Here is a 21,671-nt window from a genome sequence, read left to right as displayed (position 1 = left end):
GGTGCGCGATCGGCTTGGGACGGGTCATCCGCTCGGGTTGGGCGATCGGCTTAGGGTGGGCGATGTGACCGACAGCAGTAAGCGCCCGCTCGCCGTGTTCGACCTCGACAACACCCTCGCCGACACCGCGCACCGGCAGCGGTTCCTGGAGACCAGGCCGCGTGACTGGGAAGCCTTCTTCGCGGCGGCGCCCGCGGACCCACCGATCGCCGAGGGCATCGCACTGGTGCTGGAGAGCGCGAAGGAGTGCGAGGTCGTCTATCTGACCGGGCGGCCCGAGCGCTCCCGCCGCGCAACGCTCGACTGGCTCGCCGCACACGGTCTGCCCGACGGCCGCGTCCACATGCGCCGCAACGACGACCGCAGGCCCGCCCGGCGCACCAAGCTGGAGGTGCTGCGCCGGCTGGCCCGGACGCGCGAGGTCCGGGTTCTGGTGGACGACGACGAACTGGTGTGCGAGGACGCCGAACGGGCGGGATTCGCCGTCGTACGGGCGCACTGGACCGCCCCCTCCGCCGCGCTGAAGGTGGCGCAGGAGCGGGAGGGACGGACCTGAGGCCCCGCTTCTGTCAGGGTCTCGGGCCCGCCCGGGCGTCAGAACCTCAAGGTCTCAGGGCCGCCCCGACCCTCACTCCGCGTCCTCCAGCCGGAACCCGACCTTCAGTCCGACCTGCCAGTGCGCCACCTCGCCGTTCTCGATCTGGCCGCGCACCTGGGTGATCTCGAACCAGTCCAGGTTCCGGAGGGTCTGTGAGGCACGGGCGATGCCGTTGCGGACGGCCTGGTCGACGCCCTCCGGTGAGGTGCCGACGATCTCCGTGACCCGGTAGGTGTGGTTCGACATTGCGGGTGCTCCTCTCCGCCGTGACGGCAGTGTCGGATGTGTCACGCGTGCCTCCACCGTGCCCCACCCCGTGGCGGAGCGCGAGACGGCAGATCGCGTTCGGTTACCGCGCCACGCTCAGCGACAGCGCGAACCGGCCCTCGGAGTCCGTCCACCAGTGCGTCAACTCAAGCCCGGCGACGGACAGTTCACCGCGTACGCCCTCCTTGCGGAACTTCGCCGAGATCTCGGTGTGCAATTCCTCGCCCACCGCGAAGTCCACCGCGAGGTCCAGCGCGGGCACCTTGACCGTCTGCGCGGAGCGGGCTCGCAGCCGCATCTCGATCCACTCGTTCTCGGCGTCCCACAGCGCCACGTGGTCGAAGGCGGCGGGATCGAAGTCGGCGTCCAGCTCACGGTTGACGACGGTCAGGACGTTCCTGTTGAACGCGGCCGTCACCCCGGCCGCGTCGTCGTAGGCCCTGACCAGCACCTTCTCGTCCTTGACCAGGTCCGTGCCGAGCAGCAGGGCGTCGCCCGGCGCGAGCAGGGAGCGGACCCCGGCGAGGAAGGCGGCCCGTTCGGCGGGCAGCAGGTTGCCGATCGTGCCGCCGAGGAACGCCACCAGCCGGGGGCCCGGCGTGTCCGGCAGGGCGAGCGCGCCGGTGAAGTCGGCGATCAGCGCGTGCACGTTCAGCCCGGGCCGCTCCTCGATGAGGGCGTGTCCGGCCTGGCTGAGGGCGCTCTCGCTGACGTCGACGGGGACGTAGGTGTGCAGCTCGGTCAGCGCGTCGATCAGGTACCGGGTCTTCTCCGAGGAGCCGGAGCCCAGTTCGACGAGGGTGCTCGCGCGCGCCGCCGCGGCGATCTCGCCGGCCCGGTCGATCAGGATCTCCCGTTCGGCGCGCGTCGGGTAGTACTCGGGCAGCTCGGTGATCTGCTCGAACAGCTCGCTGCCATGGGCGTCGTAGAACCACTTGGGCGGCAGCGTCTTGGGGCTGCGGGTCAGGCCGTTGAGGACGTCGGCGCGCAGGGCGGCCTCGGTGGCGTCCTCGGGCAGTGTGCGGGTGAGAAGGAACGGACTCACGTGCGGGGCTCCTTCAGAGGTTCAGGCGTCGGGTCCTTGAGGGGTGTGAGCAGCACGTCGGTGCGGCTCGCCGCGAGGAGCGTGCGGTCGGGGACCTCCTGCCAGTGCGGGTCGTCGTCGTACGGCTCCGAGGCAACGACCGTGCCGCGGCCGGGAGTCGAGAGGTAGAAGAGCGTGTCGCCCCAGGCGGTGGCCGTGATGGTGTCGCCGTTGGTGAGGAGCAGGTTGAGCCGGGAGCCCGGGGCCGCGGCGGCCACGTCCGTGACCGTGTCGGCCAGCGCCTGGCCCTCCTCGTCCCCGGTCCGCAGCCGGGCCAGGACCAGGGCCCACACCAGCGCGGAGTCGTTGCGGGCCTCCAGTGACAGCAGGTCGGCCGCGGGCAGCGCCTGGGCGAGCGGCGCCAGCGAGCCGGGCCAGCCCGCCACGGCGCCGTTGTGGCTGAACAGCCACGGCCCCGAGGCGAACGGCGCAGCGGCGGCCTCCGCGTCCGCACCGGGGAGCGTGGCGTCGCGCACCGCGGCGAGCAGCGCGGTCGTGCGCACCACCCGCGCCAGGTCGGCGAAGGACAGGTCGGCCCAGATCGGCCCGGCCCGGCGGTAGCGGGCCGGCACCGGATCGCCGGGCGCGTACCAACCCACCCCGAAACCATCGGCGTTGACGGTTCCGTACCGCTGCCGCCGGGGCGCCCAGGACTGGCGGTACAGGCCGTGCGGGGGCTCCACGAGATGTCTGCCGAGCGGCTCCTCGGGCCCCAGGAAGGCGATATGACGGCACATCAGACGGCCCCCGAACGGGCCGTGCGGAACCCGGAGAAGATCTGCCGCCGGATCGGATAGTCCCAGTTGCGGAACGTGCCCCGGCAGGCCACCTGGTCCACCGCGAACGAACCGCCGCGCAGCACCTTGTACTCGGGGCCGAAGAACACCTCCGAGTACTCCTTGTACGGGAACGCCCGGAACCCCGGGTACGGCAGGAAGTCGCTCGCCGTCCACTCCCACACGTCGCCGATCAACTGCCGTACACCGAGCGGGGATTCGCCCTCCGGGTAGCTGCCGACCGGGGCCGGGCGCAGATGGCGCTGGCCGAGGTTGGCGTGCTCGGGCTCCGGATCGGCGTCGCCCCACGGGTAGCGCGTGGAGCGGTCGCCGGCCGGGTCGTGCCGGGCGGCCTTCTCCCACTCCGCCTCGGTGGGCAGCCGGCGCCCCGCCCAGCGGGCGTAGGCGTCCGCCTCGTACCAGCACACGTGCAGCACCGGCTCCTCGGGCGGTACGACCTCGGTGACGCCGAAGCGGCGCCGCAGCCACTGCTTTCCGTCCCGGTGCCAGAACAGCGGCGCGTGGATGGAGTGCCGGCGGATGTGGGCCCAGCCCGCCGGGTCCCACCAGCGCTCGTCGTCGTAGCCGCCGTCCTCGATGAACGCCTGGTAGGCGCCGTTGGACACCGGAGTGGTGTCGATGAAGAAGGGCGCCACCTCGCGCCGGTGCGCCGGGCGTTCGTTGTCCAGCGCCCAGGGCTCGTCCGAGGTGCCCATGGTGAACGGGCCGCCGGGGACGAGGACTTCGGCCGGGCCGGTGAACAGCGGGGCCGGTTCCGGGTCCGGGGCGGTCAGGGCCTGCGGGCCCCTGCGGAGCTGATGGGTGATCAGCATGGTCTCGTCGTGCTGTTGTTCGTGCTGCGCGATCATCCCGAAGGCGAAGCCCGCCTCGGTCAGCCGACTCCCGCCGAAGGCGGTGCTCTCCAGCAGGTCCAGGACCCGGCCGCGCACCTCGGCGGCGTACTGCCGGGCCTCGGCGGGCGGCAGCAGGGGCAGCGTGGGGCGTTCGGAGCGCGGGTGCTCGAAGGCGTCGTAGAGGCTGTCGATCTCGGGGCGCATCGCCTCCCGGCCGGCGACGGCCCGCAGCAGCCACTGCTCCTCCTGGTTGCCGATGTGCGCCAGGTCCCAGACCAGCGGTGACATCAGCGGGGAGTGCTGCGCGGTGAGGTCGGGATCCTCCACGCAGCTGGTCAGCAGGGTGGTGCGGTCCCGGGCGGTGGTGAGGGTGGTCAGGGCCCGTTTCCGGAGCGACTCGGTGTCCGTCATGCGTGCAGGTCCTTCCCGTGCGGGCGGCGGTCCGTGCCGTAGAGCCCGTCCAGCAGGTCGTCGGCGGGGCAGCGGCCCCGGGCGACATAGCGGTCGCGGTAGGCCGCGACGGCGTCCGTGACCTCGGTGGTGGCGCCGAGCCGGGGCAGCGCCTCCAGCGCCGCCGCGAAGCACGTGACGGCCGCCTCGTGCAGCTCGGGGTCGGCCGGGCCGTGCCGGGCCGCGTCGATCCACAGCGGATTGTGCGGCGCGGGCTGCGGCAGCGCCCTTTCGGCCAGCGGCTTCACGGCGCGGTAGGCGGTCTCGGCGGCCGCGGGGTCGTCGAACAGCGCGGTCGTCACGGCGAGCGGCACGAGCCACCCGTCCTCGCCCGGCTGGGCGTCGATCATGCGCAGTTCGAGGTGGCCGCGCGGCCTGACCGGCGGGAACAGGGTGGTCAGGTGGTAGTCGAGATCCTCCCGGGTCGGGGGCCTCGGCACCGCCGACCGGGTCCACTCGCGGAAGGTGAGCCCCTCCGGGACCTCCCACGGCCCGCTGTCCTGCCGTACGCACATCACCGGCGCGTCCAGGACGTGCCGGGCCCACGCGGCGCGCGGGTCGCCGTCCAGCGGGGGCGCGCCCGCCCGGCCCGCGCCGATCTCCGTCCACAGCAACTGCCGGGTGGAGAGCCAGCCCGTGGGCTCGCTCCCGGCGAGGGGGGAGTTGGCGAAGGCCGCCACCAGAACCGCGCCGAGCTGGTGCGCCAGCCACCAGCGCCGCACATGGCCCAGCGGGCCGGGTTCCTCCAGGCCGGCGTCCAGGCACACCTGGACGGAGGCGGAGGTGCACATCATGGCGCGGCCGGCCGGACCTCTGCGGTCCAGGCACGTCTCCATGGCGTCGTACCGCGGCTGGCGCAGATAGCGGCGGGGTTCGTGCCAGGGATCATGGCCGATGCCGACGAGGCCGAGACCGTGCTCGCGCAAGTGTGCGCGGACGGCGTCGAGGTCGGCGGAGACGGTACCGATGCACTCCATCAGGGAGGCGGCGGGAGGGGAGCTCAGCTCCAGCTGACCGCCGGGTTCGACGGTGAGCGCCGACCTCAGGGGCACGGTACGGAGTGCGGCATAGGCCGCTTCGAGTCGGTCGGGCGGTACGGGGAGCTGCGGACGGTGCAGCTCGTGGACGAGCCATTCCACTTCGACCCCGACGGTTCGGGGCGGTCCGGTCTTGAAACAGATGCCGCGTACCAGGGCCTCCACCTCGGCTTCGGTGATGGCCGTACGCGGCTGCGTACAGTCGCTTGCCGTGTCGGACATGTCGGGATCCTCCTGAGATTCCACCATGCCACCGGTCCGGGTCCGGTGGGTCCCGGAGCGGCAATGGCTCGTCCCACCCAAGACCCTCGCGACGCTCGGCACAAGGGTGCCTACCGGGACGTTCGGGACCGGTAATCATCGCTTTCCGGGCGTTTCCAGGGACTTTCCCGATCGTTTCCAGGATCGGAAAAGTCCGCTTCGAGCGCCGGGAAGGTCTGCTTCGAGCGCCGGGACGGCGTGCTTCGAGGCCGGGGGGCAGCCCGCGTCGAGGCCCCCGGAAACTCGGTTGCACCGCACCTCCAGCATCGCCGACGATTCCTGCATGAGCACGACGGGGGAGCGCGCCGGGCGCGCGCTCATGGCGTTCACGGGGGTGGCGCCATGAGCGCGCGTCTGCGGGCAATTGCGCAGGAGACGGAAGCAATCGTCGCGGCCGGGGCGTACCGCGCCTCCGACGGCCGCGAAGTGTCGATCGCGGCGGCGGTCGAGGCCGCCCGGCGCGGCACGCGCATGCACGGACCCGAGCCGGTCCCGGTGCCCACTGCGCCGTTGACGGACACGTCCTTCGAGGTCACCGGCGAGAGCAGCCTGGAGGCCGCGCACCGCCTCGGCGCCGGCACCGCCATGCTGAACTTCTCCTCGGCCCGCAACCCCGGCGGCGGCTACCTCAACGGCGCGCAGGCGCAGGAGGAAGCCCTGTGCCGCGCCTCCGCGCTCTACACCTGCCTGATCGAGGTCCGCGCGTTCTACGACCACCACCGCGCGCACCGCGATCCCTTCTACACGGACCGTGTCATCCACTCACCCGCCGTGCCCGTCTTCCGCGACGACCGCGGCCGCCTGCTGGACGAGCCGTACACGGCCGGCTTCCTGACCGCCGCCGCCCCGAACGCGGGCGTCATCCGGCGTACGGCACCCAGGCGCGCCGCGGAGATCCCGCGGGCGCTGGCGGTCCGCGCGGAGCGGGTGCTGGAGACGGCCGCGGCCCACGGGTACCGGCGCCTGGTGCTGGGCGCCTGGGGATGCGGTGTCTTCCAGAACGATCCGGCGGAGGTGGCGGGGGCGTTCCGGGGCCTGCTCGCGGACGGCGGCCGATTCGCCGGGGTCTTCGAGCACGTGGCGTTCGGGATCCTGGACCGTGCGACGCACTCGCCGACCCGCGCCGCGTTCGAGAAGGCCTTCGCGTAAGAAGGCCGGGCGGGAATCCGTTGCGGGATACGAGCACACGATCCACGATTCCCTGAATTCAGGATTCCGTGTACTGTCAGTGGTGTGCTGACAGTTGCCCCCGACATCGAGGTGCTGGCCCGGTTCGGCCGCGCGCTCGCCGACCCTATCCGCTGCCGCATCCTGCTCGGCCTGCGCGAGGCCCCCGCCTACCCCGCGGACCTTGCCGACGGCCTCGGCATCTCCCGCACCCGGCTCTCCAACCACCTGGCCTGCCTGCGCGACTGCGGACTCGTCGTCGCCCTGCCCGACGGCCGCCGCACCCGCTACGAACTCGCCGACGCACGCCTCGGCCACGCGCTGGACGACCTGCGCACCGCCGTGGTGGCCGTCGAGACCGACCGCACCTGCGCCGAGGCCGGCGAGAAGGGGTGCTGCTGATGACCGCGATATCCCTCGGCCCGAGCCCGGTCCGCCGTGACGCGCTCGCCCGCCGGATACGGCTGCTGGTCGCCGCGACCATCACCTACAACGCCGTCGAGGCGGTCGTCGCGATCACCGCCGGTACCCTCGCCTCCTCCGCCGCCCTGGTCGGCTTCGGCCTGGACTCCGTCATCGAGGTCTCCTCGGCCGCCGCGGTCGCCTGGCAGTTCTCCGCCCGCGAGCACCAGGTGCGCGAGGCCCGGGAGAAGACCACCCTGCGCATCATCGCCGTGTCGTTCTTCGTCCTCGCCGCCTACGTCAGCGTGGACGCCGTCCGCGCCCTGACCGGCACCGGCGAGGCGGAACGCTCCGTCCCCGGCATCGTCCTCGCCGCGCTCTCCCTGGCCGTGATGCCGTTCCTGTCCGCCGCCCAGCGCAGGGCCGGGCGCGAATTCGGCTCCGCCAGCGCGGTCGCCGACTCCAAACAGACCCTGCTGTGCACCTACCTCTCCGCCGTCCTGCTGGCGGGGCTGCTCCTCAACGCCACCCTCGGCTGGTCCTGGGCCGACCCGATCGCGGCCCTCACCATTGCCGCCATTGCGGTGAAGGAGGGCCGGGATGCATGGCGGGGCAAGGGGTGTTGCGCGGCTCCGGTGGTGAAGGAGCCGGCTGAGGGGGCGGCCGACTGCCACTGCTGCGACTGACAGGTCAACGCATTCGTGGACGCAGTCTCTGCAGCACCCGGTCCTGCCGCTCGTTCATGCCGATCGCGAACTCCCGTCACCCGCAGGCCCCGTCGCTGCTCCCGGCGCCCTGCCCAGCCTCCGGTACCAACAGCTCCTGCCCTGCCGTGAGGTCGGTTCCTGCTCCCATTCCGTTGCGTTCCTGCAGGTCCGCGACAGTGGTGTCGTACTGGCAGGCGATGGCGGTCAACGTGTCACCGGGCGCGACGACGTGGAGGCGGACGGAGAGGGAGAGGCTGAACGACGGCAGCGGCAGCGGGGTGAGGCTCGGCAGGGAGGTCGGCAGGCTGAGCTCGGGGAGCGGCAGGCCGATACTGGGAGCCAACGGGTACTCCGGATGATCCGCGGTGGGGAACGCCGGTCGGTTGGACGGGGGATAGGGCTGGGCCGGGTCCGACCCGATCAGGGCGACACCCCACACCACCCCCATGGCGATCAGCGTGCCCATGGTCACCTTGGCGACTCTCCGCTGCCGTTTGAGTTCCTCGACGACCACGTTCGGAGTACGCCTTGTGCTCCGCCGGGCCGGCGTCCGTGCCCGCGGTGGCAGCACGGTCCGCGGGGTCAGCGGGACCGGTTCCTCGACGTCCAGGCCGAGGCGGGTCAACTCGCCGCGCAGGGCGTGCACCCCCGCGGGCTCGTGTGCGGCGGCCGCGACCAGATACTCCAGGCCCCCGCCCGGGTCCTGCGGGCAGTCCAGCAGGTGCCCCTGGGTCCAGCTGAGCGTCCAGCGCGCCCTGTCCGCCCCGGCCAGCGCCTGTCCGGTCAACGCGTACAGGGCTGCGGAGAGCCGCTCCTCGGGCTCGGGCGCATCGGTGAGACGACGCAGCAACTCCGCCCGCCCCGCCCCTTCCAGCAGGCCGAGAACGGTGCCGAGGGTGGGGCGCGCGGTCACGGAGACGCCGCCTGCCGCGTCCAGCAGCAGGCCGGCGAGCTCGATCGCGAACGCCTCCGCGGCCAGATCGGCCCACGTGGTCCACGGCAGTGCGGTGGCCGGACCTCCCGCCTCGGCGAGCATCTCGCGCTGCACCCGGGACACCGGCGCCGGGTCGGCGACCAGCGGCCCGTCCTCGACGACGACACGGGGTTCCCCGGCGAGCCGCGCCTCGATCACCGCCAACCGCCGGGCCAACGGCGGGTGGGAGTCCAGTGGGGACCGGTCCGCCTCGACCGGGTTCTCCCGCAGTTCGGCCATCCGTTTGCGGACGAGCGGGTCGTCCACCATGGCCGCGAACGCCTCGAACACGTCCTCGGGTACGAACCCCAGACGCTGCATCGGCCGCAGATAGCCGCTCACGAAACCCGCCCACGTGGTGCCGAGCGCATGGACAGCTCGCAGGGCCTCCGCTGCCACTGCCGGACCCACCGCTGCCACCGCCTCCGCGTCCGCCTCCAACTCCTGGCGCCGGCGCACCGCGAGCGACAGGCGCAGGTACACCCACGCGTAGGCGCCGATCACCGCCTGGAACAGCCAGGCGTAGCCGAGCGCGGCCTGTTCCGACCGCGCGGTCATCCGCAGCCGGAACAGCGCGGAGTGCAGCGATGCCGCGCCCCGGTAGGTGATTGCGCCGAACCGGGTGTGCCGGCCCGCGTAGTGGCCGAGTTCATGGCAGAGCACGGCCCGCAGCTCCATCGGCTTCAGCCACATCAGCAGCGGCACGCCGAGGTGCATCGTCCGCTCCCCGACGGCGAAGCCGAGCAGCCGTGCCTCCTCCGACACGGACGCGTTGACCTCCGACGTCAGGTAGAGACGGCTCGGTGGCCGGGTACGCATCTGCCCCGCCAGATCCTCGACCAGCCGCCACAGGCCGGGCGCCTCCGCACGCCGTACCAGGACAGCGCCGGGCGGACGCTCCTCCGCCCGGCTCACCGTGGCGATGCCGTAGAGGAGCGCGAAGGCCGCCGGGATGCTGCCGCCGATCACGATCGACCAATTGCCGGCCCGCGAGGGGGCTTCGACCATCATCCACAGCATCGCCACGACCAGCGCCGCGTCGGCTGTGAGGAGGACGAACGCCACGACGTAGAACCCGGCGAGCAGTCCTACGGCGAACAGTCCGCGTAACCAGCCCAGGAGCGCGGTCACCGTCTCCCCTCCAGCCGGCGGGCCAGGGCGGCCCGGGCCCGGTCGACCTTCTCCGGGTCCGCCAGGACGGCCGCCCGCAGCCACGCCTCCGTGTCGCGCAGAGCCCTGACGACGGGGTCGCCGCCCAGCCCGATCCGTCCCGCCTCGATCCGGCCCAGGCCGGCCGGATCCGCGCCGGCCATGAACGGGTCACGACCGGTCGTCTCGTCCGAGGCCATGTCCAGGGCCTCCTTCAGCGTCTGGCGCGCCTTGGACACATTCGCGGCGACGCCGCCGCGTGTCATCCGCAACGCCTTGGCGATCTCGGTCTGGGGCCATCCGTGCAGACAGAACAACACCATGGTGATCCGCTGTCGGGGTGGCAGAGCGGCGAGCAACCGCAGCACCTCGCGTGCCTCGGCACTCTGCTCGGGGCTCGCCCGGACCGGCACCGGCACGTCGGGCAGCCTGTCCTGGCCCGTCCTGCGTTTGCGTTGTGTCTTCCACAACCGCTGGACCGCGACCCGGTACACCCACGCCTCGGGCAGCTCGTACTCGGTGAGGCGTTCCCAGGCCCGGTACGCCTCGACGAACGCCTCCTGAGTGACGTCCTCGGCATCCTCGCGGCTGCCGCACAGCATGATCACCTGCGCCAGAACCCGCGCGTACGCGCCGGAGAAGAAGGTCTCGAAGTCACGCGGCCTCAGCACCGCCGGCTCGGCGCTCACCGGCGGCCCGCCCCGGCCGGCTCGGCACCGGCCGCCGAACGTGCGGTCACCGTGCCGCCGTCGGCACGCGTGACCTCGACGACGCCGCCGGGCCCGGCCGCCCGCACCACCGTGGCCAGCGCGCGCGCCCACGCACGCTCACGCGCCGGCCACATCCACAGCGCCGCAAGCGAATACACCAGCCGCGCGCATACCGGCACCACGACCAACACCACAGGGTCGACCATCTCCAGCGTCCCTCCTCGGGCTCACAGCAGTGACACCCTGATACAGCCACCAGCGCCCAAGGTGTTTACCCACAGCGGGAATTGTCTGCCCTCGGCGAGGAGAGTGGCACGGCTTGCTGACGGCCGGTGCGCGGTTGAGGGAGTACAGATAGCGGCGCAGACGGCGGCTCAGGGCAGTTCGAGCGTGAGCAGTGGCTCGGCGAACACCGGCGCCGGTGCGTCGGGGTCTGCGGCAACCGCCTGTTCCAGGCGGCGGAAGCCGATCTCCAGTTCGTCGGGGCTGAGTTGCGAGAAGAACGAGAGCGTGCGCAGGCGCAGGCGTTCGAGCATGTCGGCGCGGGTGCCCGCGGACGGCTCGGTGACGGTGCCGTAGGCGGCGACCCGCCAACCGGCCGACGTGAACGTCGAGATGACCTCGTGCAGCGGCTGGAACAGCGAGGCGTCCGCCTCGTAGCCGCGGGGGAAGTGCTCCAGCCACCACGGCCGGGGATGGTGGTCGCTGAAGTTCGCGCGCAGCAGCAGCCGTCCGCCGGGTCTGAGTACCCTGGCCAGCTCCCGGGCCGCCCGGGGCTTGTCTTGGACGTGGTGCCAGGACAGGAACATGAGGGCGTAGTCGGCGCTGTCGGACGGTACGGGCAAGTCCTCGGCGGCGCCTGCCAGATACCGCACCTCGGGATCCTGTGACTGTGCCTGCGCGACCTCGCGCATGCGGACCGACGGCTCGACGCCGGTCACCGGCCCGAAGGCGCGTGCCAGGGCGGGGGTGAACCTACCGGTCCCCGATCCGACGTCCAGTCCCGTCAGTGGACGGCGCTCGGGCAGCACCGCTTCGAAGGCGCTGATCCATACCCGCAGTTGCTGCTGGGTGAGCGCGCGGCCGCGCGCGTAGTTCTGGTGCTGTTCCGTGTCGTAGTCGATCGACCTCATCGCACCTCCAGTGCTGACCGGGCGAGCGCAGGCACCGTCGTCTCGATGTATCACTTCGATATATCGAGACGATATGCACTGTCGCTGCGCCCCACAAGGTGCCCGTGCGACCGGAGTTCACCGGCGCCCCGCTCGGCACTGTGGTGCCGGGGCGGGTCAACTGCCGCTCAGGGGCCCGCCACCACGCGCACGGCGCCCCTGTCGGCGGACTGGGCGAAGGCCGCGTAGGTGCGAAGTGCCGTGGAGAGGGGGCGTTCGCGGCGGCGGGGCCGGTAGCCGGTGAGCCGCTCGCGGCGGGCCGCCAATTCCGGTTCGGGCACCTCCAGTTGGAGTGTGCGGTCGGGGATGTGGATCGTGACGGTGTCGCCGTCCTCCACCAGGGCCGGCGGACCCCCGGCCGCGGCCTCGGGCGAGACATGGCCGACCGACAGGCCCGAACTGCCGCCGGAGAAACGGCCGTCGGTGACCACCGCACACGAACCCGCCAGGCCCCGGCCCTTGAGGTACGCGGTCGGGTGCAGCATCTCCTGCATGCCCGGCCCGCCGCGCGGCCCCTCGTAGCGGATGACCAGCACGCTGCCCGGCGTCACCCGTCCGGACAGGTTCGCCCCGACCGCTTCCTCCTGCGACTCGGTCACCACCGCGCGCCCCGTGAAGGTCTCCAAGCCGGCCGGTACCCCGGTGGACTTGACCACGGCGCCGTCGGGCGCGAGGTTGCCGCGCAGCACGGCCAGACCGCCGTCCGACGAGTGGGCGTGGGCCGCGTCGCGGATGCATCCCCGGGCCGCGTCCAGGTCCAGGGACTCCCACCGCGCCGACTGCGAGAAGGCCGCCGAGGACCGTTCGCCACCGGGCGCCGCGTGGCAGAGGTCGACGGCCTCGCGCGTGGGGGAAGGGCCGCGTACGTCCCAGGCGGCGAGCCACTCGCCCTTCCGCACGGCCTGGCAGGACCACCGCATCGAGGGCTTCGCCTCGCGGATGCGCGTCTTCCACCATCCCACCCGCGGCGCCCTCCACTACGAGCACCACCGCCTTGCCCCCGCCGACAACCCGATCTCAGCGTGGTGGTCTACACGCCGGTGGCGAGGGTGGCGTCGTCCGCGTAGCAGTGCCGCAGTCGCGCTCGAAGCGCCGGTGCGGGCCAGGGCTCCCCATTCGCGAAAACCGTGGATGTGGCTTGGTCAGTCAGCACATTGAAGCGCGGGACGAGCAGCGGGCGGCGCACAACCAGAAGTACGCCATGGAGCGGTCGATCCTGCTGTGATCTTCGTCCAGCCTCGGGGCCAAGGACCGCCGTCTGCCGCTGTCCCGGGCAGAACGCCCAACGCCGCGGTGTCACTGGGGCAAAGATATTTCGGGACCGCGCACGTGGCATGTCTGCGTGCAGCTTGCTCGCATGACGCGCCAAGGCCCCGCCCATCCGCCACGGGGGTAACGGACGGACGGGGCCGACTCAGATGTCCCATGTCTCCGAAGACCGGTCGAGCCAGGCGCGCTGACCGTCCGCGGTGACGGTCAGGCCGAACCGTTCGCATCCTGGTTCGCCGGCCGCCCGCCACCAGGCGTGCGCTGTGGCCACCTCGTCCCACAGCCTGCGCGGCCCCGACTGCCATACCTGGGATTCCGCCTGGCCGTGACGGAACATGACGCACGCCCACGACCGGTCCGTCAGCCCGTAGAACCACACAGGCCGAGCGCCGTTCCGCTGGGCCGCCACTTGGTGGTGGCAGTCGCGCACCCGCAGCCCGACAGCGAACTGCGCAGCGGTGAACCGGTCCTCACCCAACAGTTCGGATTCGGCGACGGTCGTCGTACTCCGGTCGGCGCCGCTCACGCCGTTCGTCACGTACGCGTCGTGCCCGGCGAACGGTGAGCGTTGGGAGCGCAGCTTCATGAACTCCACCGGGCCCAGGAAGCGCCCCGAGGCGCTCGCCCCGTCCTCGCTCACGGTAAGCCCCACTAAAGAGTCCTGGTTGCTGAAGTGCGTCCCCCACGGCGCGAGGATGAGCCCGCCAGGCCTGGTGTCACGGATCCACGCGCGGGGAACCTCCCGCACGCCGGCCGTGGCGATGATCCGGTCGTACGGGCCTCCCGCCTCGTCGCCCTCCTCACCGTCGCGTTCGAGGACCAGAACGGGAGTGCCGAACCGGGTACACCGCTGCCGTGCCGCCGCTGCCACGGTCGAATCGATCTCGATGGTGACGACGTTCTCGCGGCCGAGCCGGTGGGCGAGCAGCGCCGCGTTCCAGCCGGTGCCGGTGCCGATCTCCAGGACACGGTGTCCGTCGCGCACGCCCAGGTCCCGCAACATGCGGAAGACCACGGACGGCATGGACGTCGACGACGTCGGCACCTGTCCGGGCGCGTCGGATCTGCTGTCGTCCCACTGGGTCACGATGGGCACGTCGGCATCGGCGTAGGCAGACCATCCGGCGGAGTCCTTGCGCCGGTCCACAGTCACGGTCGCGCGGGTGTCCATGTCGTATGGCCACATCACGTCGGGCAGGAAGTCGCGCCGCGGCACGGCCGCGAACGACGGGAGCCAGTCGGACGTCAAAGCCTCGCGCTCAAGAAGGAAGCGGCCCAGGGCCGACCGCCCCTCCTCCAATCCGGTGAGCGTCATGTCAGCCGAAGACCTTCGGACCGCCGTCGGGAGACGGAGGCTCCGGGGGACCGGGCCACGGCTCCCCCGGCAGACCGTCGCCCCCTTCTCCGCCACCTCCGCCGCCGGCCATTTGGTAGATCCCATCTGCCTTCACGGTGTTCTCCCTGTGTTCGTGGATCCATCGTCCTCAACGCCGCCTTCTGGAGGAAGCCGGTCATTGGCCCGCGCAAGCGACATGGATCCGGCCGGCCCCGGCCGCGCCCCCGGAGGGGCTGACCTTGTCGTACGGCAGCGTTTCCTCGCCGTCCTTGAGGGGCTGGCCGCAGGCCAGGCACATGCGCACGCCGGTGAGCGTCTCGTAGTGGTCGCACAGCGCCAGCAGCGACCGGGCCAGCTTGCGGGCGTAGACCACCGCGTCGTACGCCCCGGTGCCGCGGACGGCGCCCAGCTTCCGGCGGGCCTCGCCAAGAGAGGCGAGCGCGCAGTAGCGGGGCACGCCGTCCGCGGGCGCCCGCACCGCAGCCTGCTCGACCTCGGGGATGATCAGCTCCATGTGGCCGCGCAGCAGTCCGGTCAGCGTGTCCAGCGTGGCGGCGTCGCTGGGGGTGACGTCGGGCGGAAGCACCTGGGCGACGCTCGCCCGCATCGTGGCGACGTCCACCGGCAGCGCGCTCGTACCCTCACGGCTCCCGGTGCCGGTCACGACCGGGCCTCGTCCTCTGCCGGGTCGTGACCGGCCATCACGAGCGTCAGCACATCGCTCGCCCTGCACAGCCAGCCCCGCCGGGTCACCGGCACCGCCCAGTACGAGCAGCGCGTGCGCTCGTCCAGCTCCGTCAGATCGGTGCGCGGCACGCCCAGGTAGGTGCCCTCGCCGAGGCACGCGGCGGCAGGCGCCTGCCACTCCCGGGCGGTGCCGGGCGGCGCGAGGGCGTAGTAGCGGCGCCCGGCGGGGTCGTGAATGACCGGGCCGCAGTTGAAGCTCCAGCCGAGCCAGTCGTTCACGGTGGCGGGGTCGCTGATTCCGGCCACACTGTGCACGAGGACCTCTCCGAGGCGGACCGCGTCGACGAGTCGTCCCAGCGGGATCAGCGCCAGCCTGGCCGCGCTGCTCCACTCACGATGCACCGTGCTGGGCGACGGGTGGGCGGAGGCCAGCCACTCTTGGGCCGTCTCACCGGGCGATGTGAAAGTCCCGTTCGGGACCGTACGGTTCGTCATGTCGGCGCTCTCTTGACGCGTTGGCCGTTCCCCCGGGCCGTTCGCGCGGTCGCGGGGGTCTGCTGGTCTCCCGGTGCCGTTCACGCGCGCCCGGCGATGACCGTCGGCGCGAGCGGGAGTGCGTTGGGCATCCCCGGTTCCCATCTGCTGGTTTCTGCGCGTGCAACAGATGGTGGAGGCACGAGGGGGCAACAAGTACCCCGGCAAGGGGTAGTTGGGGCCGCTCGGTCAGGTGGCGGCGCACCACTCCGCGAAGTTGGTCAGACTCTCCGAGTCGGCCCGCTTCAACCGGCGCAGTGTGGCAGCGTCCTCCCGCACCCAGGGATGTTCGCGGGTGTGCTGCGGGGCAATATGGCGAGCCACCTTCAGCGACTCGAACGCGTCATCTGCGAGCCTTGACCACAGCTGGGCGCGGGCAAGTTCGATGTAGAAACCGGAGCGCCGTTCGGCAGGAAGTTCCTTGGGAGGCTTCCAATCGCCGGCGACGTCGAGTGCGCGGCCGACGTGTGCGTCACCGAGACTGACGGCGACCGACACCTCGTGGGTACGCACGGAATCCGGGCCGAACGCTGTGCCGCAGTACACGTCCTCGGTCACCTGGTCCCCGAGGCTGCGGGCCTCGTCAAGGTGCCTGGCTGCGGCCGATGAGTCGCATGCCCGGCCGGCAATGACCGCGGCCCGCATGTGGAGCGCACCCCGTGCTGCGATCTCGGGCGCCGTGACCGGAGTGGGCGCACTGTCCAGAGCCTGTTCCAGGGCACGTAGTCCAGTGGCGTGGGCGCGGGCGGCGAAGAACGTCTCTGTACGGACGTAGGCGACGGACGCGGACAGCACGGGGTCGTCGGCCACCGGCAGAATCCAGCGCATGAGCTCGATGAGCCGCGCGGAAAGATCGAGGGCACCGAACTTGTATGCGACAGCGTCCGCAGAGCGATAGGCCTTCACCATGAGCGTGGCGAGCTGGGTCCGATCGGCGTCTGGAGCCTGATGGTAGGCGCGGGCCAGTTCAGCAAGCAGGTCGGGGAGCGTGCTGACGATGCGCGTGTATTGGGCGGCCAGGCGCCAGCGGGCAGCCTGGGAAACGGCGTCGCGAAGTTCGTGCAGTGGCCGGATCGGGCCATCTTCAGGAATGTCGTACGCGGCGATGGCGGCGGAGAGCGCGGGCAGCGCAGCATGCACCCTGGTGTGGGCCGGAGTCCGGTCCGCCAGCAGTTGGATCGGGTCAATGCAGAGTGCTGCTGCGAGTGCTTCGAGCATGGCGCCGCTGACGCCCCGCTCACCGCGCTCGATCTTGCGGATCGTTCCCAGGGCGACACAGGCCGCATCAGCAAGCTGCTGCTGCGTCATGCGCTTCAGCCTGCGGTAGTAGGCGATCCGGCGCCCTGCACCGCCGTACAGAAGTGCAGGCATGATGGCTCCAGTTCGGTGCGTCCACGCCGAACCGTATCCGTGCCGAGACGCCGCGTGTACGCGAACGGCCGCACCAGCACTGGTTGGTGGGGCGCTTCGTTCCCGTCAGCCGTTCACGATTTTCGTGAGCTGGGTGAGATTGTCGATCCGCCAATCTGCCGAAGCAACGACTTCGGGTAGGTCGGCCCACAAGCAACCCCACGGCCCCCGGCGGATGTGCGCGACGCGCAGGCCTGCTGCCTTCGCCGGGAAGACATCGTTCGCCGGGTGGTCGCCGACGTAGAGGGTCGCGCTCGGGGCAGCGTTCGCGATGTCAAGCACCCGCTGGAAGAACTCCGGGTGCGGCTTCGCCACCCCCCATTCCCCCGAGGTGACGACCAGATCAGCGGGAAGGTCCAGGGCGCGGAGCAGTTCACCCGCGCGGGATGTCTGGTTACCAGCAATGATCACGCGTACCCCCAGCTGTCGCAGCGTGGACAAAGCCGGGCGGACGTCGTCGTAGAGATCGCTTTCGTCGAGGTGCTCACCACGGCCGGCGGCTTCTCGGGCGCGGTACTCGGCGGCGACGTCGATACCCGGCCGCACGAGTCGCAGGGCCTCGGCATTGTCGTGGCCCTGAGCCACAACGGCTCCCACGAGCGCCGAGAGGGTGTGGCGGGGAACGCCGAGCCAGTCAGCCCAGGACGCCCAGTAGCGGTCGTCCCGGGTGATCGTCTCCCCGACGTCCAACACGATGGTCTCAATCACCCTGGGAGCCTATGGTGTCGCTCCTCGCAGTACGGCGTCCCGGCCGGGGACTGGCGAGGCAAGGGGTGTTGTGCGGTTCCGCCGCCGGTGACGGAGCCGAAGGCAGGAGCGTGCGGGTGCGCTGTCGGGTGCGACTGCCGCGACTGACGGCCGCCGGAGCCGTAACGCCACGGCCGCGGCGCCCCGTTGCTCACCTCACGTCCACCCATACCGCAACCCCAACCGATGCACCACGGAGTTGAACCGCATCCGGTCCAGCGCGCACGCCTCGCGCCGCATGCCCTGTTCGTGCAGTCTCAGCACCCGGTCCACGTCCACCCAGGAGTCGCGCCCCGACCGGTCCCAGGGGCCGCTGCCGATCGGCACCCAGTCGCGGTCGCTGTCGTGCCGCTTGCTGGAGAGCTGTACGGCGAGGAAGGTGCCGGCCGCCTCGCGGGCCACGACGAGGACGGGCCGGTCCTTGCCACGGCCGTCGTTCTCTTCAAACGGCACCCAGGTCCAGACGATCTCGCCGGGGTCCGGGTCGCCGTCGTGCGCGGGGGAGTACTCGGTGTGCACCCGGCCGACCTTGCGCGGGTCGGCCTCGGTGGTGGCGGTGGGGCCGAAGCGGCCGGGGACGTTCTCTTCGGTAGACGCAGTCACGGGGGCCACGTTAGAGCGTGGGCGACGGTCCATGGACGCCGGGCACCGCGGCGTACCGCCCCGGCGGCCACGCCTCGTGCCAGCGCAGCTCCGACTCCAACTGTGCGGCCAGCGAGATCAGAAGGGGCTCGCTGTGGGCCGGGCCCAACAGCTGGGCGCCGACGGGCAGTCCGTCGTTCACGAACCCGGCGGGGACGTTGACGCCGGGCCAGCCGAGCACGTTCCACGGCCAGGCGAAGGGGCAGGCGGCGATCATCGCGCGGTCGGTGGCCAGTCCGCCGAGCCCGAGCATCGCGCCGATCCGCGGCGGGGGAGCGGCTGTGGTGGGCGCGAGGATCACGTCGTAGGACTCGAACATGGCGCCGATACGGCGGTGCAGGACCGCCTCCGCGCGGCGGGCCGCCCGCAGCGGTGCCCCGCCGAGCAGGCGGCCCAGCCGGGCGGCGTCCTGGGTGCGCCGGTCGAGCAGTGCGGGGAAGGGGGAGTCGCTGACCCACTCCGCGATGCCGACGGTCGCGCGGGGCACGAAGGTGAGCCCGATCTGGCCGTACGGCGGATCGGCCTCCTCGACGTGATGCCCCAACGCGCTGAGTTTCTCGGCCAGTTGGACGACCCGGTCCCGCACCTCCGGCCGGAGCCGGGCGGGCAGGCCGGTGAACGGCGGTTTCAATGAGAGGGCGATCCGCAGCCGTCCGGGCTCACGCTCGACGGCCTCCGAGGCGTCGATGGCGGACGGGCGGTGCGGGTCGTGCTCGTGGTTTCCGGCGGCGGCGTCCAGCAGCAGGGCCGCGTCGGCGACCGTACGGGCCAGCGTGCCGTTGACGGTGATGCCCTGGAAGGACTCCCCGCGCGGCCATGTCGAAATACGCCCGCGCTGCGGCTTGATGCCGACCAGGTTGGTCCAGGACGCCGGGATGCGCACCGAACCGGCGCCGTCCGAACCGAGTGCGGCGGGTACGAGCCCGGCGGCGACGGCGGCGGCCGAACCACCGGACGAACCGCCGGGCGTGTGCCCGGCGTTCCAGGGATTGCGGGTGTCACCGAACGCGGGCCCCTCGGTGAACGGCCACTGCCCGAGTTCGCAGGTGTTGGTCTTGCCGACGATCACGGAACCGGCCGCGCGCAGCCGCCGTACCGCCTCGCCGTCCTCGGCGACGGGCGGGAACTCCCCGGGGCAGCCGAACGCGGTGGGTTCACCCGCCACGTCCATGTCGTCCTTGACGGCCACCGGCACGCCGAGCAGCGGCAGTCGCACCCCGGCGGCAAGCTCCTTGTCCGCCGCGTCGGCCTCGGCGAGCGCGGCCTCGGCCCGTACGACCCGGAAGGCGTTGAGCGATTCCTGCGTGGCCTCGATCCGGGCCAGCGCCTGCTCGACGAGCGCCCGGGACGTCACCTCTCCGGCGGCGAGCGCACGGGCGGACTCCGCGAGGCCTGCGGCACGGTCGAGCGTCATGCGGGGCTCCTCCGGGACGTCGTTGTCTACTGAACAGTAACCTCTGCGGGAACGCCCGGCCAGGGTGGGGAAGTTGGAGAGCTCGGCACAGCCGCCTCACGGGTCACATCCGGCTCGTGCGTAAACCATTGACGCGTGCCTGACGCACCCCTACCTTCTGCACGACTTGCCGAACTGAGTTCGGTATATCGAACGTATCCGTGTCAGAGGGAGAGCCGCCCATGACCGCACAACCCCCCACCACCCCCTCGCGCCGCACCCTCCTGCGCGCGATGGCCGCCCTGCCCGCCTCGGCGGTCGCCCTGACCACGGCCCCCGGCCTGCTCGGCACGGCCCTCGCCGCCGCACCGCCGAGCGGCTCCGCCACCCGCTACACGATCGTGCCGTTCCTCAACAGCAACGACGGCACCGTGAACGTCTACCAGTCCGACGACGCCACCGACTTCCGCCTGCTGAAGTCCTCCGCCTACACCCCGCCGGCCAACCGCATCCGCGACGCGAGCGTCATCAGACACACGGACGGCTACTACTACGTCACCTACACGACGCACACCTGGCAGGACACCAGCACCACCATCGGCTTCGCCCGCAGCGCCGACCGCGTCAACTGGACCTTCCTCTACGACTATCCGGTCCCCATCGCCAACCTCTCCCGCGCCTGGGCGCCGGAGTTCTTCGTCGACAGCGACGGCAGCGTCAACATCATCGTGTCCTGCTCGACGACCAACGACGAGTGGATCTTCACGCCGTATCTGCTGCGAGCGACGAACTCCTCTTTGACGGCCTGGAGTTCACCCGTCGCCCTCTCCGGCATCGGCGCCAACCACATCGACACGTTCCTGGTGAAGATCGGCTCGACCTACCACGCCTTCACCAAGAACGAGACGACGAAGTACATCGAGTACGGCACGGCCTCCAACCTCACCGGGCCCTACACGATCACCCGCACCGGCAACTGGGCGGGCTGGGGCAGCTACCGCGAGGGCCCGGCCCTCATCCAACTGGACAACGGAGCCTGGCGCCTGTTCTTCGACGGCTACGGCGACGGCTCCTACTACTACAGCGACAGCTACGACACCTTCGCGACCTGGTCGGCCCCCGCCGCACTCCCGGCGATCTCCGGCACGGCACGCCACTTCACGGTCGTGAAGGAGACGGTGACGGGCGGCCCGTCCCTGACCCGGAACATCACCCGCTCCTTCCAGTCCGCCAACTACCCCACCCGCTACTGGCAGCAGCAGTCCGCCCTCCTCAACCTCCCGGTGGTGAACGCCTCCAGCACTACCGCCGAGAAGCAGGCGTCCACCTTCACAGTCGTCGCCGGCCTCGCCGACTCGAATGCCTACTCCTTCCGCGACGCCTCCGGCAACTACCTGCGCCACTACGACTACCGCGCCCGCTTCGACGCCAACTCCGGCACGTCGACGTTCGCGCGGGACGCGACGTTCATCGCACGGACGGGGACGACGAGCGGCTCGCTGCGCTTCGAGTCGTACAACTACCCCGGCTACTACCTGCGGCACTACGGCTATCAGCTAAGGGTGGAGCGGGGGGACGGGACGGAGCTGTTCCGGCAGGACAGTTCGTTTGTGCCGGTTACGGCCTGGGGCTGAGCTGGGGCCCCGCTGAACTGGGGCAGTGCTGTCGCTCGGCGGCAGCAGCCCGCCTGCCAGGTGCGCCTGTCCAGGCGTCGGGGGCCGCATGGACAGGCGCGGCCTTGGGTCTCAGTTCGCCTGGAGGAAGGGGTAGTCGGTGTAACCCTCGGGGCCGCTCGCGTAGAACAGCTCCTGGCGCGGCTCGTTCTCCGGGTGATCGCCCTGCCGGCGTTCGACCAGGTCGGGGTTGGCGATGATCGCCCGGCCGACGGCCACGGCGTCGGCGGTGTAGTTGGCTTCGACGTCCATGACGGTGCGGGCCGCATTGCGCCTTCGACCCTCGCAGCGACCTCGGAGGCGGTGCAGTGGCCCCGCCCCGAACCGGAGACCGACGCGGGCTGACGCGCCGGCCGCCGGCGGGTGAGGCAGT

22 protein-coding genes and 1 pseudogene are annotated in these 21,671 nt (G+C 71.6%); 5 read left to right on the top strand and 18 right to left on the bottom strand.

Going from position 1 to position 21,671, the window contains the following annotated elements; all coding sequences use genetic code 11:
• The first annotated feature begins 64 nt into the window (after positions 1–64).
• Positions 65–556: an HAD family acid phosphatase gene (locus AB0Q90_RS03850; protein WP_363158826.1), complete on the top strand. Its 492-nt coding sequence runs from the start codon at positions 65–67 to the stop codon at positions 554–556.
• A gap of 72 nt (positions 557–628) precedes the next feature.
• On the opposite strand, the gene AB0Q90_RS03845 is transcribed toward AB0Q90_RS03850, so the two are convergent.
• The 5 genes from AB0Q90_RS03845 to egtA all read right to left on the bottom strand — a co-directional run bounded on the left by AB0Q90_RS03845 (position 629) and on the right by egtA (position 5,288).
• Complete coding sequence (locus AB0Q90_RS03845; RefSeq protein WP_363158825.1) at positions 629–844, bottom strand: dodecin; 216 nt, start codon at positions 842–844, stop codon at positions 629–631.
• A 103-nt stretch (positions 845–947) separates the two neighbouring features.
• Complete coding sequence (gene egtD / locus AB0Q90_RS03840) at positions 948–1,910, bottom strand: L-histidine N(alpha)-methyltransferase (RefSeq protein ID WP_363158824.1); 963 nt, start codon at positions 1,908–1,910, stop codon at positions 948–950.
• The gene (egtC, locus tag AB0Q90_RS03835) at positions 1,907–2,686 is read right to left on the bottom strand and encodes an ergothioneine biosynthesis protein EgtC (protein WP_363158823.1); all 780 of its coding nucleotides are present in this window, start codon (positions 2,684–2,686) and stop codon (positions 1,907–1,909) included. Before egtC ends, egtD begins: the two co-directional genes overlap by 4 nt.
• Entirely contained in the window at positions 2,686–3,990 is a 1,305-nt protein-coding gene (gene egtB, locus AB0Q90_RS03830) for an ergothioneine biosynthesis protein EgtB (RefSeq protein ID WP_363158822.1), read from the bottom strand. The genes egtC and egtB overlap by 1 nt, the downstream gene beginning before the upstream one ends.
• The gene (gene egtA / locus AB0Q90_RS03825; protein WP_363158821.1) at positions 3,987–5,288 is read right to left on the bottom strand and encodes an ergothioneine biosynthesis glutamate--cysteine ligase EgtA; all 1,302 of its coding nucleotides are present in this window, start codon (positions 5,286–5,288) and stop codon (positions 3,987–3,989) included. Before egtA ends, egtB begins: the two co-directional genes overlap by 4 nt.
• 381 nt (positions 5,289–5,669) lie before the next feature.
• Between egtA and AB0Q90_RS03820 the strand changes: the two genes are divergently transcribed.
• The 3 genes from AB0Q90_RS03820 to AB0Q90_RS03810 all read left to right on the top strand — a co-directional run bounded on the left by AB0Q90_RS03820 (position 5,670) and on the right by AB0Q90_RS03810 (position 7,582).
• Positions 5,670–6,476, top strand: coding sequence for a TIGR02452 family protein (locus AB0Q90_RS03820; RefSeq protein WP_363158820.1), 807 nt, complete (start codon positions 5,670–5,672; stop codon positions 6,474–6,476).
• A gap of 84 nt (positions 6,477–6,560) precedes the next feature.
• Complete coding sequence (locus AB0Q90_RS03815) at positions 6,561–6,896, top strand: metalloregulator ArsR/SmtB family transcription factor (protein WP_363158819.1); 336 nt, start codon at positions 6,561–6,563, stop codon at positions 6,894–6,896.
• The gene (locus tag AB0Q90_RS03810) at positions 6,896–7,582 is read left to right on the top strand and encodes a cation transporter (RefSeq protein ID WP_363158818.1); all 687 of its coding nucleotides are present in this window, start codon (positions 6,896–6,898) and stop codon (positions 7,580–7,582) included. Before AB0Q90_RS03815 ends, AB0Q90_RS03810 begins: the two co-directional genes overlap by 1 nt.
• Positions 7,583–7,658: 76 nt before the next feature.
• Here AB0Q90_RS03810 and AB0Q90_RS03805 read toward each other — a convergent pair whose 3' ends face one another.
• The 12 genes and pseudogenes from AB0Q90_RS03805 to AB0Q90_RS03750 form a co-directional block, all read right to left on the bottom strand.
• The gene (locus tag AB0Q90_RS03805) at positions 7,659–9,707 is read right to left on the bottom strand and encodes a M48 family metalloprotease (RefSeq protein WP_363158817.1); all 2,049 of its coding nucleotides are present in this window, start codon (positions 9,705–9,707) and stop codon (positions 7,659–7,661) included.
• Positions 9,704–10,414, bottom strand: coding sequence for a sigma-70 family RNA polymerase sigma factor (locus AB0Q90_RS03800; protein WP_363158816.1), 711 nt, complete (start codon positions 10,412–10,414; stop codon positions 9,704–9,706). The genes AB0Q90_RS03805 and AB0Q90_RS03800 overlap by 4 nt, the downstream gene beginning before the upstream one ends.
• Positions 10,411–10,641, bottom strand: coding sequence for a hypothetical protein (locus AB0Q90_RS03795; RefSeq protein WP_363158815.1), 231 nt, complete (start codon positions 10,639–10,641; stop codon positions 10,411–10,413). Before AB0Q90_RS03795 ends, AB0Q90_RS03800 begins: the two co-directional genes overlap by 4 nt.
• A gap of 168 nt (positions 10,642–10,809) precedes the next feature.
• Positions 10,810–11,568 (bottom strand): class I SAM-dependent methyltransferase, encoded by a 759-nt coding sequence (locus AB0Q90_RS03790; RefSeq protein ID WP_363158814.1) that lies wholly within the window; start codon positions 11,566–11,568, stop codon positions 10,810–10,812.
• A 167-nt stretch (positions 11,569–11,735) separates the two neighbouring features.
• A pseudogene (locus AB0Q90_RS03785) lies at positions 11,736–12,494 on the bottom strand (dihydroxy-acid dehydratase); the annotation flags it as partial.
• Between the two features lie 527 nt (positions 12,495–13,021).
• On the bottom strand, positions 13,022–14,191 hold the full coding sequence (locus AB0Q90_RS03780; RefSeq protein WP_363158813.1) for a methyltransferase domain-containing protein: 1,170 nt from the start codon (positions 14,189–14,191) through the stop codon (positions 13,022–13,024).
• Between the two features lie 196 nt (positions 14,192–14,387).
• A complete protein-coding gene (locus AB0Q90_RS03775; protein ID WP_363158812.1) occupies positions 14,388–14,876 on the bottom strand; it encodes a DUF6415 family natural product biosynthesis protein in 489 nt (162 codons plus the stop codon).
• On the bottom strand, positions 14,873–15,394 hold the full coding sequence (locus tag AB0Q90_RS03770; protein ID WP_363158811.1) for a hypothetical protein: 522 nt from the start codon (positions 15,392–15,394) through the stop codon (positions 14,873–14,875). The genes AB0Q90_RS03775 and AB0Q90_RS03770 overlap by 4 nt, the downstream gene beginning before the upstream one ends.
• Before the next feature lie 228 nt (positions 15,395–15,622).
• Positions 15,623–16,804 carry a helix-turn-helix transcriptional regulator gene (locus tag AB0Q90_RS03765; protein ID WP_363158810.1) on the bottom strand — a complete coding sequence of 394 codons (1,182 nt, stop codon included), beginning with the start codon at positions 16,802–16,804 and terminating at the stop codon, positions 15,623–15,625.
• Between the two features lie 105 nt (positions 16,805–16,909).
• A complete protein-coding gene (locus AB0Q90_RS03760; RefSeq protein WP_363158809.1) occupies positions 16,910–17,551 on the bottom strand; it encodes an HAD family hydrolase in 642 nt (213 codons plus the stop codon).
• Between the two features lie 195 nt (positions 17,552–17,746).
• Entirely contained in the window at positions 17,747–18,193 is a 447-nt protein-coding gene (locus AB0Q90_RS03755) for a type II toxin-antitoxin system PemK/MazF family toxin (RefSeq protein ID WP_363158808.1), read from the bottom strand.
• A 10-nt stretch (positions 18,194–18,203) separates the two neighbouring features.
• Positions 18,204–19,646, bottom strand: coding sequence for an amidase (locus AB0Q90_RS03750; protein WP_363158807.1), 1,443 nt, complete (start codon positions 19,644–19,646; stop codon positions 18,204–18,206).
• A gap of 221 nt (positions 19,647–19,867) precedes the next feature.
• Here AB0Q90_RS03750 and AB0Q90_RS03745 point away from each other — a divergent pair, with 221 nt between their 5' ends.
• Positions 19,868–21,259 (top strand): glycoside hydrolase family 43 protein, encoded by a 1,392-nt coding sequence (locus tag AB0Q90_RS03745; protein WP_363158806.1) that lies wholly within the window; start codon positions 19,868–19,870, stop codon positions 21,257–21,259.
• 111 nt (positions 21,260–21,370) lie between these two features.
• On the opposite strand, the gene AB0Q90_RS03740 is transcribed toward AB0Q90_RS03745, so the two are convergent.
• Positions 21,371–21,550 carry a hypothetical protein gene (locus AB0Q90_RS03740; protein WP_363158805.1) on the bottom strand — a complete coding sequence of 60 codons (180 nt, stop codon included), beginning with the start codon at positions 21,548–21,550 and terminating at the stop codon, positions 21,371–21,373.
• Between the last annotated feature and the right edge of the window lie 121 nt (positions 21,551–21,671).

Origin of the sequence: Streptomyces sp. NPDC079141 (assembly GCF_040686775.1) — a bacterium.
Lineage (GTDB): Bacteria > Actinomycetota > Actinomycetes > Streptomycetales > Streptomycetaceae > Streptomyces.
Note: the sequence above shows the minus strand (reverse complement) of the source record. Positions and strands in the feature narration are given on the sequence as shown.